Consider the following 12,308-nt stretch of genomic DNA (forward strand, 5'->3'; position numbering starts at 1 on the left):
TGAATTCATGAATGAAGATGGCCGAGGATGATCGCATCCTGCGAATCCCAGGCGAGCGGAACGGCGTCGCCAATGGCGACGGGCCGGGCGAAGAAGTCGGAATCGTCGACAATCACGGTGAAGTCGTCTATGCCGGCGCCGGTGACCGACAGTTTCACCGTGGCGCCGCGGTATTCGATGTTGGAGACAATGCCGGTGAAGCCGAGGCCGGGCGCGGGCGCGTCGCCAATGCGCACATGGTCCGTACGGATGGCGATGTCGATCGGCGCACCCGGCTCCCGGCCCTGCCCGCGGGCGGCGAGCGAGCCGCCGCCAACGACGTCGAAGACGACCATGCCATCACGTGCGCCGGTGACCCGGCCGGAGATGACATTGTGGTCACCCATGAAGCGCGCGACGAAGGCCGTGGCCGGCCGTTCGAACACCTCGCGCGGAGGTGCCGCCTGTTCGATGCGGCCGTCATTCATCACCACGATCAGGTCCGCCAAGGCCATGGCCTCCTCCTGGCTGTGGGTGACGTGGACGAAGGTGATGCCGAGCGAAGCCTGCAGTTTTTTCAGTTCGGCGCGCATGCGGATCTTCAGGAACGGGTCGAGCGCCGACAGCGGCTCGTCAAGCAGCAGCGCTTCCGGATCGGTGATCAGCGCTCGCGCCAGCGCCACGCGCTGCTGCTGGCCGCCGGAAAGCTGCGCGGGCCGGCGCGTCGCATAGGCTTCCATCTGCATCAGCTTCAGCATGTCGAGCGCCTTGGCGCGGCGCTGCTCCTTGTCGACGCCCTTCATCTTCAGGCTGAAGGCGACATTGTCGATGAGGTCGAGATGCGGGAACAGCGCATAGGACTGGAACATCATTGCCGTGCCGCGTTTGGCCGGCGGCAGGTCGGTGACGACGGTGTTGCCGAGGCGAACGTCACCGGACGAGATGCTTTCGTGACCAGCGATCATGCGCAACGTCGAGGTCTTGCCGCAGCCGGAGGGGCCGAGCAGGCAGCAATAGGCGCCTGCCGGTATCTTCAGGCTGATGTCCTCGACGGCGGTCGTCGTTCCATAGACTTTCGAAACGGACACGATGTCGATCTCTGCTGCTTTGGACATTCAGGCTTCCCCGTTTGGTCGCACTAAACAAAGCATCAGGCGTGCCAATCCGGGGATGACCGGCCAAGCGCTTGAATTGTCTGAAAGATCAGGATTCTTGTCGCTGCCTGTCTCCGAGGCTGCTTTGTGCGTTGCACAAATTATGGGCTATTGAGCGCAATTTGCACAAAAATCGTATGCAATCTTTTTCGACTTCGTGTTCACTTTGCCTCTCGTGAACAGACGACGAGTCGCGCTAGAAGAGGGCGGGAACCCTCATCGCCATGAACATCACCGATCAGATCCATTCCGCCGCCGATAGCGCCAATCAGGATCGCGCCCAGGCGATCCGCGACAATCTGCGCGACGCCATTGTCGACCGGAGGCTTGCGCCGGGCACCAAGCTCTCGGAAGGCGAGGTCGGCACGCTGTTCGACGTGTCTCGCACCGTCGCGCGCGCGGCGCTGCAGATGCTGTCCTTCGAAGGGCTGGTGCGCACCGAGCGCAATCGCGGTGCCTTCGTCGCCAATCCATCACCCGAGGAAGCGCGCCAGGTGTTCGCCTCGCGCCGGCTGATCGAGCCGGGCATTGCCACTGCCGCCTGCGAACGGGTCACAGCAGCCGACATTGTCGCCTTCAGGGCGCAACTCGACGAGGAGGGCCGCTTCATCGCCGAGCGCGGTCCGACGGCGCGGCGTTCTGAAATCAAGGCGTCCGGCGATTTCCATCTGCTGCTCGCTTCGGTCGCGGGCAATGCCATCCTGCAGCGCTTCATGGAGGAACTGGTTGCGCGCTCGTCGCTTGTCATTGCACTTTACGGACGGTCCGGCGTGTCGGCCTGCGGCCACGGTGAGCACACGGCTATCGTCGGTGCGCTGGAGAGCCGCGATTCCGGGCTGGTGAGCCGCTTGATGCTGCATCATATCGACCACATCGAGGCGGATCTCGATCTGCGCGTCAGGGCAGGTCCGGCGCTCCGCGAGGCTCTCAATTTCTGACGGCTAGTTTTCGTCTTCCGTGGGCAGGGGGGCTGTCTGTCCGGCTGCCTTGCGGCGCAGCATCTTGGCGAGCTTCCAGATCGTCGGGTTGTTCTTGACCAAGGCCTTCAGCCCCGCGCCCTGGCGAAGTACCTGTGCCAGCCCACGGCCCTTGAGCGTCAGCGGGACCAGGACCTCGAAATGCTGCGTTTCGATATCACACCATAGCCGCTTGTAGGCTTCGTCTCCGACGGAGAAATCGTAAACCGCGAACCCGCTCTGGCAGGCATGCTGGATGTTGTCGAAGAACAGGAAGTCGCCCGGGCTGGTATTGGCGAGATCATCCTCGGCGATCGCTCCGAACTCGCAGATCAGGCGGCTGCCCGACCGGCTCGATCCGGTGACGGCGCGCAGCTTGCCGGCGACCTCCAGCCCGTGCAGCACGAAGCAAGGCTCGTCCTCGGCAACTGCTTGCGTGAACAGCCGCCGGAAGAAGGCGCGTGTCCGGCCGTCACCGAAGACGTTGGTAACGCCCATCTTGCGGAAACGCTGTTCCTTCATCTCGAAGAACGCATCGAGCAGCCTCTCCACCTCGTCGGCGCTGCGCGCCTCGATGCGGCGGTGGCTGCCGACGGCCTCGAACTTGCGCGTCTGCCAACGATGCTTCTTGCGTTTGCGCTTGCCGCTGGCACGCAGCAACAGCGCATCGAACCCGCCGCTGAGGTCGACGGCCAGCGAAAGATTGGGACTGGCGAAATGATCGAGCGATGCCAATGGATTGGCGATGCCGTCGAGATCGGGCAGCAATCTTTCCAGCGCGATGACATCGACATCGGGCCGGGATCTGCCGATCGCCGCGAGCATCGACCGGATGGCTGTGAGGTCGCCGCTGGCTAGCCACTGCGGTTCGGCGGCGCAGAAATTGCCATTGGCGTGGCGGCCGCCCATGAACTGGGCGACCCGGAACGGACCGCGCTTGACCACCTCCAACGCCAGTGCGAAGGCCGGCTTGTCCTCCAGTTCAAGTGTGGCAATGAGCAGATCGGGCTTGACCTCGATGGCCCAGTTCAAGACCCATGCCGCACTTTGCGCCGGCGCACAGAGCGCCGAACGACAGAACGCCGCATATGCCGCGAGCCCTTCGGCGGCGGCAACGGAAACCGACAGCCCCACGGCATTCCCAGGCAGTGCGCGTGGCGAGGTCGCTGCGAGCCGCTTGCCATCAAATGACGCGGTTGCGTCAACCATACCTCAATCCTTAGGGCGTACTGATCCCGATTTGGGGGGCGCTCGGGCGTATTCCGTGCTTGGATAGCCTAGGCGCAAAAGGTGAATGAATGATCGACGGTGGGGAGGCAATCCGGAAACTGGCGCTCAACGTCGCCCGCTATACCGGCCTCGCACCGCTGGCCAGGCCCTTTGTCGGCGGCATCGGCGCCATCCTGATGCTGCACCGTGTGACGGCGACACCTGAAAAGCCCGACAGCGTCAACCGGCACCTCAACATCGCGCCCAGATTCCTCGATGCCGTGATCGCCGACATGAGAGCGGACGGTTATGCCTTCGTCTCGATGGACGAAGCCGTGGAGCGCATCAAGGCAGGTGGCAAGGGCGGCCGGTTCGCCACCATCACCGCCGACGATGCCTATCGCGACAACATGACGGAGGCTCTGCCGGTGCTGGAGAAGCATGGCGCGCCGCTCGCCATCTATGTCGCTCCCGGGCTGATCGATGGTACCGCCCACCTTTGGTGGGATGTGGTCGAGGACATCGTCAATGCCTGCGATCAGCTGACCCTGGCGGCATCGAACGGCCCGACGGTGATCGATTGCGCGACCCTGGCAAGCAAACATCAGGCCATCGCCCGTCTGCACGCCTATTTCACCACCGAGGTCCGCGAGCAAGACCTGCGGACCGTGCTGCGCGATCTGGCTGCTTCGAACGGCGTCGACGCGGACGCCCCGCGCCTGCACACGTTGATGAACTGGGATGAGATCCGCACCGTCGCCGCGCACCCGCTGGTGACGATCGGCGCCCATACGATCAACCACAGCAATCTGAAACGGCTTTCCGAGGCCGACGCGCGGCGCGAGATCGGCGCCGTCAAGGACATGCTTCGGACCGGGCTAGGCGAGGAGCCGCGCCATTTCGCCTATCCCTACGGTTACGCCAGCGCCGTTGGCTGCCGCGAAGTGGGCTTTGCGCGCGACGCCGGCTATGCCTCCGCGGTGACCACCCGCCACGGCGTGCTGCGCGCCGAACATGCCGGCTTCCTGCATGCCTTGCCGCGCATTTCGGTCAATGGCCGCTACCAGAGCCTCGCCCATATCCGCACCATGCTGTCGGGCGTGACGACGCCACTCGCCAATGCCGGCAAGATGCTCGTCACCGTCTGACGTACGGCTGACCGGGCGTTTCAGCGCTTGGCCCGTGGCTCCAGCATCAGCCACTTGATGATGCCCATCGCCGGCAGCACCCAGAGCAGACCGCTGAGCAGGAAGAACAGGAATTGCACCAGCGCGCCCGATTCCGACAACCGGGCGACCGCGAAGATCGAAGCGACCAGCGCGTAGATGATGACCAGCGCCAACAGCAGGAACATTCCGATCAGCTTTTTCAGGCGAATGGGCATGGTACGGTCTCGTTGATGGCTACCGCTTAGGCCGAACGCGGGACGCGCGCAACCCACGACATCGGGCGCGACGGCGTGCCGCGCTGCCCGGTCTTGCCAGCAGGAGTGCGATGGTTCACCAATCCGCGACATTCAACCCGTCGGGATATATTCATGGCCGCCATCACTGCCGCCGCGCCCTATCAGGCCCGCGACCGCGATCTGCACAACCGGGCTCTCGTGCGCGGCTGGCTGTACGCCGTGCTCGTGGTGCTGTTCGCGCTGGTGCTGGTTGGTGGCGCCACGCGGTTGACCGAATCCGGCCTGTCGATCACCGAATGGCAGCCGATCCATGGCGTCATCCCGCCGCTCAACGACGCCGAGTGGCAGGAGGAATTCCAGCGCTATCAGCAGATCCCGCAATACACCGAACTCAACAAGGGCATGAGCATCGAAGCGTTCAAGTCGATCTTCTGGTGGGAATGGGCGCATCGCCTGCTGGCGCGCAGCGTCGGCCTGGTCTTTGCCTTGCCGCTGCTGGTCTTCTGGGCGACGCGCCGCATCGAGCGCGGCCTTGGGCCGAAACTGGTCGGCATTCTGCTTCTCGGCGGCCTCCAGGGCGCCATCGGCTGGTGGATGGTGGCCTCCGGCCTGGTCGACCGCGTGTCGGTGAGCCAGTACAGGCTCGCCACGCACCTGACGCTGGCGGCACTGATCTTCACCGCAACCATGGTCGTCGCGCGGGGTCTCGCTCCTCACTCCGAGCCTGCGGCCGATCGCTCGACGCAGAGATTGGCCGGCTTCATCGTGCTTCTGGCGCTGATCCAGATCTATCTCGGCGGTCTGGTCGCCGGTCTCGACGCCGGCATGAGCTACAACACCTGGCCGCTGATGGACGGCAGGATCATCCCCGGCGATCTGCTCATCCTCGAGCCTGCATGGCGCAACTTCTTCGAGAATCCGAAGACGGTGCAGTTCGTCCATCGGCTCGGTGCCTATACGGTCTTCGCCGTCGCGCTCTGGCACATGATCGCCACGCGTCGGCGGCTGCCCGGCTCGACGCATGCGCGACGCGCGACACTGTTGTTCGTTCTGGTGCTGGTGCAGGCTTCGATCGGTATCGGTACGCTGGTGATGCAGGTGCCCCTGCATATGGCGCTGACCCATCAGGCTTTTGCGCTTGTCGTGCTGGGCTTTGCCGCCGCGCATTGGCGCGGCACCAAGGGCGCCTATCCCTTGCCCAACGAGATTGCCGTCGGACGCTGAGTGCGGCCGATCACATCCAGAATTCGTTCGACTGCGTCGTCTTCTCGCCATCGAATTCAGCCTGACGCAATGCGGCGGCGGATGGCGTCGACTGGCTCTGAGCGGCCTTGGCAGCTTTGTCGGCGTCCAAGGCTCTCAGTGCGTCGAGCTTGGCCTGGGCGGTGGCGATATCCTGCTGCACCTGGGCGGCTTGAACCTGATCCTTGATCGCCTTGGCCTGGTCTTCCAGGTCCTGGATCTGCTTTTCGAGCGCTGCCTCCTGGGCTGCATTGCTCGAGGAACCGGACGAGGAATATTGGGTTGCCTGGGAGGAACCCGAGATCGCGCCGACCATGACAATCCTTGAGGAGGGAGCCAGGACACGGTCTGTAGCCGATCATGGTGAACAAGCCGTTACTTCAGCTCTTCCCCGGGATCACAAACGCGCCCGCACTTCCCGGATCGCCGCGGCAATCGACAGCTCGCGGTTCTCCTCGACCGCATTGTCGTCCTCATGGTGCCAGGCCGCCGACAGGCAACCATAGGCAATGGCATGGTCCAGTATAGCTGCCGGTGATTGCCCCAGCGTCCGGGCAAAGACCTCGGCCATCTGCGCGATCCGCTCCGGGGCGAGGCAAAGTGCGTCGCGATCGAGCGGGTTGTAGAACATGTTGGCGGCGTCGAAGCCGGGATCACCGAGCACGCCTTTCGGATCGATCACCAGCCAGCCGCGCGCTCCCCGCAGGATGTTTTCGTGATGCAGGTCGCCATGCAGCGGCCTGATGTCATGCGGATTGGCAAGCAATCGATCCGCGATGGCGCCGGCCTCGACATAGAGGCTGTCATTGCCGATGCCGCGATCGGTTGCGGCTTTCTTGAAAAGGCTGGTGAACCGTTCCCTGAGCGGCTGAAGCTCGGGCGGGTAGGGGTGCTCGGATGGTGAAAACAATTTCGCCATCACACCCGCCGCGATGGCGGTCGCTGCATCGTCGCCTTGCTCGTCGAGAACCTGCGACAGAAGTGTGTCCCCGCCATATTCGAGCAGCATGGAATGCCCGTCGCGGCCGAGAAGCCGCACCGCGCCTTCGCCGCGCCGCCAGGCAAGGAAATGCTCGCCGCGCAACTCGTCGGCAACGTCGTCGAACGGCTTCAGCGCCTTCACGATGGCCGGTGAGCCGTCCTCGAGCCGCACCTTCCAGATGCGGCTCGAAAAGGTCTCGGCAATGAGTTCGGGTTCGCTGACCCTCCAGCGCGCTGGGAAGGCCGGCGCGTCCATCACAGACCGAGCATCAGGTCCATGTTCTGGACGGCTGCCCCCGAGGCGCCTTTGCCGAGATTGTCGTAGACCGCCAGCAGCAGCGCCTGGGCTCTGCTGTCGTTGGCGAAGACATAGACCTTCATGCGGTTGGTGCCGTTGTAGATCTCCGGATCGATGTCCGGCACACGCTCCAGATGCGCGTAAGGCGCCACCTCGACCACACCGCCCTCGATCGCGGCGAAATGGTCCGCAATGGCGGCGTGAAGTTCGGCACCCGTCGGTACGCGGTCGAGGCCACCGAGTTGCAACGGCACAACCGTGATCATGCCTTGCGCGAAATTGCCCACCGCCGGCTGCATGATCGGATCATGCGACAACTTCGCATACGCCTTTAATTCCGGCACGTGCTTGTGCTGCAGGGTCAGGCCATAAGGCAGGAACTCCGAGGCGTCCTCGCCCTTGGCGACGTAGTCTTCGATCATCGGGCGCCCGCCGCCCGAATACCCCGTAATGCCGTTGACCGCGATCGGGAAATTGGCCGGCAGCAGACCTGCGGTGACCAGTGGCCTGAGCGTCGCGATCGGCCCCTGCGGCCAGCAGCCGGGATTGGCGACGCGCCTGGCCGTGGCGATCTTCTTGGCCTGCTCCTTGTCCAGCTCGGCGAAGCCATATTCCCAGCCTTCGGCCACGCGATGCGCGGTCGACGCATCGATGACCTTGGTGGTGTCGTTGGTGATCAGCGAGACGCTTTCCTTGGCTGCATCGTCGGGCAAGCACAGGATCGCGATGTCGGCGGCGTTGAGGAATTCGGCGCGCGCGGCCGTTTCCTTGCGGCGCTCGATCGGAATGGAAATGATCTCCAGATCGCCGCGCTCGGCAAGCAGCGCCCGGATCTGGAGACCGGTGGTGCCGTGTTCGCCGTCGATGAAGATTTTCGGTTTCATTGCCTGATCAAATTCCCTGATATCTCAAAACTATATGCCGTTGCCCTGATTGACCGCGGCGCCATTGTGGTTGCCGTTGTTCAGCTCCTCGAGCCGCGCCTTTCGTTCCGCCAGCAGGCCGAGATACTGCATGGCGACCATCGAACCGGCGATCGCCGTTATATCGGCGTGATCGTAGGCCGGCGCAACCTCCACGACATCGGCGCCGACAATATCGACCTGGTTGAGCTGACGCAGCGTCGACAGGATCTTCGCCGAGGACGGTCCCCCCGAAACCGGCGTGCCGGTTCCCGGGGCATAGGCCGGATCGAGGCAGTCGATGTCGAAGGTCAGATAGGTCTTCTTGCCCCCGGTGCGGTCGACGATGGCATAGGCGATATCGGAGGCGCGCATTTCCTCGATTTCATAACCATGCAGGATCTTGATGCCGAACGTGTCGGGCGCATGGGTGCGGATGCCGATCTGGATCGAGCGATCGGGATCGATGATGCCTTCCTTGACCGCGCGGCCGACGAAGGACCCATGGTCGATGCGCTTGCCGTCATCGGGCCATGTGTCCTGGTGGGCGTCGAACTGCACCAAGGCGAGCGGCCCGTGGATGGCGGCATGCGCCTTGAGCAGCGGCCAGGTGACGAAATGGTCGCCGCCGAGCGTCAGCAGGAAAGCGCCCGATTTCAGGATCTTGGCCGCTTCGCGCTCGATCGTGCCGGGCGTCTTCTGATGGTTGCCCGAGTCGAGCAGGCAGTCGCCGTAATCGACCACGGCGAGGTGCTCGAACAGATCGCGCGAGAACGGGTATTGCGGGTCGTTATCGAGGATCGCGGAGGCGCGGCGGATCGCCTGCGGCCCAAACCGGGCGCCCGGCCGGTTGGTGACGGCGGCGTCGAAGGGAATGCCCCACACCACCGCATCCGCGCCCTTCACGTCCTTGGTGTATTTGCGCCGCATGAAAGACAGCGCGCCGGAATAGGTCGGCTCGAGGGCGCCACCCGTTTTGGAGCGGGCGGTGAAGGCATGGTCGATGTTCTTGGTCGCCATTACTGGTCCTCGTTTTCATCGGGGTGCAACAACTACAGAACCGGCATGGAAGATGCCAGTCACGGCCTGGGGAGACGAAACGGCGCCGCCCGGGTGCCGCGGCAAGACAGGATTTGTATCATCATGACGCAGACCGCGTTTCTTAATCCGTCGGATGCCGTGGTGTCGACCCACGCCGGCACGATCGCCGGCGATCGCTTCCAGGTTCTCGATTCGTGGCGCGGCATCTGCGCGTTGCTGGTGGCGCTGTTTCATTTTCCGACCGCCTCGGCGATCTCGCAGAGCAGCTTTGTCGGCTCGGCCTATCTTTTCGTCGACTTCTTCTTCGTCCTTTCCGGCTTCGTCATCGCCTCCAGCTATGCCAATCGGCTGGGCCGACCGGAAGAGGTCGCCCGCTTTGCGCTGGTCCGTTTCGGCCGCATCTACCCGCTGCATCTGGTCATGCTTGCCGCCCTTGCCGCCTTCGAGCTGTTGCGGCTGGTGCTGCCGCAATTGCATGGCACGGGGGCCGCTCCCTTCACCGGCGGCTTCGACTTCAGGAGCTTGGCTGCCAATCTCCTTTTGCTGCAAGGTGTCGGCTTCGAGGATCGGTTGACGTGGAACGCGCCAAGCTGGAGCATTTCGGCCGAGTTTTTTGCCTATCTCCTGTTTGCCGGCGTGGTCTTCATCGCCGGCGCGCGCGCCTGGATATGGTTTGTCGCCGCCGCCCTCACCGCGCCGCTGTTCCTGCTCGGCTTCTCCATGCGTCATATGGATGTGTCCTACGATTTCGGCTTCATCCGCTGCCTCTACGGCTTCTCGCTCGGCGCCCTGTTGGCCTGGTTTCAGCATGATTCCATTGCAGGGGCGCGACAGGTTCTGCTCGCAAACGGCCCGCGGATGAGCTGGACTCTTGCCGAAATCGTCATGGTGGCCGTCATCGGTCTTTTTGTCTCGCTGGCGGGCGACAACGACGCCGGCATTGCCGCGCCTCTGGTGTTCGCCCTGGCGCTGTTCCTCTTCGCCCATGAAGGCGGCTGGATCAGCGCGTTGCTCAGGACACCGTTCATGCTGACGCTCGGCGCGCTGTCCTATTCGATCTACATGGTCCACATCTTCGTCCAGGTGCGCCTGATCAATGTCGCCGGGCTCGTCGAGCGCAAACTCGGCCTCGGCTTGATTGGCGACATCGTACTGCGTGGCGATCCCGCCACCGGCTTTGGCGCCGGCTGGACTGGGACTGTGGCGATCGTCGTCATGCTCGCCGCCACCATCGCCGTGTCTTGGGCCACATGGCGCCTGGTCGAAATGCCCGCAATGGCGTGGTTCCGCCGACTGTCGAAGCGCATCTGACCGACATAGCCGGCCAACCGCTGATGCATGTCGCCCAAAGGTGACCTCGGTTTGGAGTGCGCCCCTAGGGGGTGCCTGAATCCGTTTCGACGCGACGCGCTTTAGCCGGCTTCGTTCACCTGGATGTCACTGATGTCGCCTATCCCCGGCTCGATCCGGCAAGGAGCGATTCTCGATGCGGACGATCTGGCTGAGCCTTCTGCTTTCCACCGCGCTGGCGGCCGCCTCCGGCCAGGCCTTGGCCGGCGAAACCCGCGCCAGCCAGATACTCGACCGTTTCGAACATGCCAACCAGTGGCGCGACCATGTCATGGTGGCTGCCCATCGCGCCGGCAGCATGCAGGCCGGCAAGACGCTCTATGCGGAAAGTTCACTGGCCGCCGTGGAAGGCTCGATCGCGATCGGCGCCGAAATCGTCGAGGTCGACATCCGGCGCTCGAAGGACGGCGCGTTCATCGTCATGCACGACAGCTGGCTCGACCGCACGACAACCTGCAAGGGCGAGGTCGTCAGTTACACGCTGGCCGAGCTGAAGAGATGCCGGCTGGTGATCGAGGGCACCCATGCCGTCACCAACGAGCCTGTCTCGACGTTGCGCGAGATGCTGATGACGACAAGGGACAGAATCCTCATCAATCTCGACAACAAACTCGAAGTCGGCGACCTCCCGGGCATGATCGCGGTGGCGCGCGACCTCGGCATGGCCGAGCAAGTCATCGTCAAGGAAAACCTGTGGAACCAGAACAGGATCACCACGGTGAAAGCCGCCATGGCAGCGGCAGGCGGTGGCTTCCAGTTCATGCCGATCATCGCCGATGACGCGGTGCATGATGCCGGCTTCGCCTCGATGGTCGACCACGCTTTCGCGCCGCGTGCGATCGAGCTGATCAATTGGCGGGCTGGCGCCGAGACACTGACCGAAACCGGCGGGCCGCTGTTCAGCACCCGCATGCGCGCCGAGGCGGTGAAGGGCGACTGGCATATCTGGGCGGACACCTATGCCATCGTCAACAAGCCGGGCGGCTTCCTCGCCGGCGGCCGTGGCGACGAACTGGCGGTCCAGGCCAGCCTGCCGCGCGAAGCCTGGGGTTTCTGGGCCGATCGCGGCGCCACCATCATCCAGACCGACGAACCTAAGGCGGCGATCGACTGGCTGGCGGCAAACGGCTATCGCTTGCCTTATGCCGACGAGAAGCGGCCGACAGAACCGGCGCATACAGCCAGCATCAATTAGGAGTGCCGGCAGAGGCTGCCGATCTCCTCTCTCGTGAGAGTTGCCCGGTAGGGCGCTGTCCCAAAAGCAAAGGCCGCCCGGAGGCGGCCTTCGATATCGGAATTCGAAACGCTTAGCGCTTCGAGAACTGGAAGGAGCGACGGGCCTTGGCCTTGCCGTACTTCTTGCGCTCGACGACGCGGCTGTCGCGGGTCAGGAAGCCACCCTTCTTGAGCACGGCGCGCAGCGCCGGCTCGTAGTAGGTCAGCGCCTTGGAGATGCCGTGACGCACGGCACCGGCCTGGCCGGAGAGGCCGCCGCCGACGACCGTGGCGACGATGTCGTACTGGCCCGAACGGTTGGAGGCGATAATCGGCTGGTTGAGGATCATCTGCAGGACCGGACGCGCGAAATAGGTCGCGAATTCCTTGTCGTTGACGATGATCTTGCCGGAACCCGGCTTCACCCAGACGCGCGCGATGGCGTTCTTGCGCTTGCCGGTGGCATAGGCGCGGCCCGACTTGTCGAGCTTCTGGACGTGGACGGGCGCCGCGGCCTGCGTGTTGGTGTTGCCGGTGGCGGCGCCCAGTTCTGCGAGCGAGGAAAGCTCAGCCATC

13 protein-coding genes are annotated in these 12,308 nt (G+C 63.9%); 5 read left to right on the top strand and 8 right to left on the bottom strand.

Annotated elements, in window-relative coordinates; all coding sequences use genetic code 11:
* Positions 1-5: 5 nt before the first annotated feature.
* A complete protein-coding gene (locus FJW08_RS04715; protein WP_140809199.1) occupies positions 6-1,094 on the bottom strand; it encodes an ABC transporter ATP-binding protein in 1,089 nt (362 codons plus the stop codon).
* A gap of 263 nt (positions 1,095-1,357) precedes the next feature.
* Here FJW08_RS04715 and FJW08_RS04720 point away from each other — a divergent pair, with 263 nt between their 5' ends.
* On the top strand, positions 1,358-2,071 hold the full coding sequence (locus tag FJW08_RS04720) for a GntR family transcriptional regulator (RefSeq protein ID WP_140809201.1): 714 nt from the start codon (positions 1,358-1,360) through the stop codon (positions 2,069-2,071).
* Between the two features lie 3 nt (positions 2,072-2,074).
* Here the strand turns inward: FJW08_RS04720 and FJW08_RS04725 are convergent, their stop codons facing one another.
* Complete coding sequence (locus FJW08_RS04725; RefSeq protein ID WP_140809203.1) at positions 2,075-3,298, bottom strand: GNAT family N-acetyltransferase; 1,224 nt, start codon at positions 3,296-3,298, stop codon at positions 2,075-2,077.
* 89 nt (positions 3,299-3,387) lie between these two features.
* On the opposite strand from FJW08_RS04725, the gene FJW08_RS04730 reads away from it, so the two are divergent.
* A complete protein-coding gene (locus tag FJW08_RS04730; RefSeq protein ID WP_140809205.1) occupies positions 3,388-4,446 on the top strand; it encodes a polysaccharide deacetylase family protein in 1,059 nt (352 codons plus the stop codon).
* 20 nt (positions 4,447-4,466) lie between these two features.
* On the opposite strand, the gene FJW08_RS04735 is transcribed toward FJW08_RS04730, so the two are convergent.
* A complete protein-coding gene (locus FJW08_RS04735) occupies positions 4,467-4,682 on the bottom strand; it encodes a DUF2842 domain-containing protein (protein WP_027143610.1) in 216 nt (71 codons plus the stop codon).
* Between the two features lie 153 nt (positions 4,683-4,835).
* Between FJW08_RS04735 and FJW08_RS04740 the strand changes: the two genes are divergently transcribed.
* Positions 4,836-5,927: a COX15/CtaA family protein gene (locus FJW08_RS04740; RefSeq protein ID WP_140809207.1), complete on the top strand. Its 1,092-nt coding sequence runs from the start codon at positions 4,836-4,838 to the stop codon at positions 5,925-5,927.
* Positions 5,928-5,937: 10 nt separating this feature from the next.
* Here the strand turns inward: FJW08_RS04740 and FJW08_RS04745 are convergent, their stop codons facing one another.
* The 4 genes from FJW08_RS04745 to speB all read right to left on the bottom strand — a co-directional run bounded on the left by FJW08_RS04745 (position 5,938) and on the right by speB (position 9,146).
* Positions 5,938-6,261 (bottom strand): hypothetical protein, encoded by a 324-nt coding sequence (locus FJW08_RS04745; protein ID WP_140755322.1) that lies wholly within the window; start codon positions 6,259-6,261, stop codon positions 5,938-5,940.
* 81 nt (positions 6,262-6,342) lie between these two features.
* A complete protein-coding gene (locus tag FJW08_RS04750) occupies positions 6,343-7,185 on the bottom strand; it encodes an aminoglycoside phosphotransferase family protein (RefSeq protein ID WP_210241175.1) in 843 nt (280 codons plus the stop codon).
* Positions 7,182-8,108, bottom strand: coding sequence for an N-acetyl-gamma-glutamyl-phosphate reductase (argC, locus tag FJW08_RS04755; protein ID WP_140809210.1), 927 nt, complete (start codon positions 8,106-8,108; stop codon positions 7,182-7,184). The genes FJW08_RS04750 and argC overlap by 4 nt, the downstream gene beginning before the upstream one ends.
* Positions 8,109-8,138: 30 nt before the next feature.
* Entirely contained in the window at positions 8,139-9,146 is a 1,008-nt protein-coding gene (gene speB, locus FJW08_RS04760; RefSeq protein WP_140809212.1) for an agmatinase, read from the bottom strand.
* Positions 9,147-9,269: 123 nt separating this feature from the next.
* Between speB and FJW08_RS04765 the strand changes: the two genes are divergently transcribed.
* Positions 9,270-10,478 carry an acyltransferase gene (locus tag FJW08_RS04765; protein ID WP_140809214.1) on the top strand — a complete coding sequence of 403 codons (1,209 nt, stop codon included), beginning with the start codon at positions 9,270-9,272 and terminating at the stop codon, positions 10,476-10,478.
* Positions 10,479-10,653: 175 nt separating this feature from the next.
* Entirely contained in the window at positions 10,654-11,712 is a 1,059-nt protein-coding gene (locus FJW08_RS04770) for a glycerophosphodiester phosphodiesterase family protein (RefSeq protein WP_140809216.1), read from the top strand.
* Between the two features lie 112 nt (positions 11,713-11,824).
* On the opposite strand, the gene rpsI is transcribed toward FJW08_RS04770, so the two are convergent.
* Entirely contained in the window at positions 11,825-12,307 is a 483-nt protein-coding gene (gene rpsI / locus FJW08_RS04775) for a 30S ribosomal protein S9 (RefSeq protein WP_140809218.1), read from the bottom strand.
* Position 12,308 lies beyond the last annotated feature (1 nt).

Origin of the sequence: Mesorhizobium sp. B3-2-1 (assembly GCF_006439515.1) — a bacterium.
Classification (GTDB): Bacteria; Pseudomonadota; Alphaproteobacteria; order Rhizobiales; family Rhizobiaceae; genus Mesorhizobium.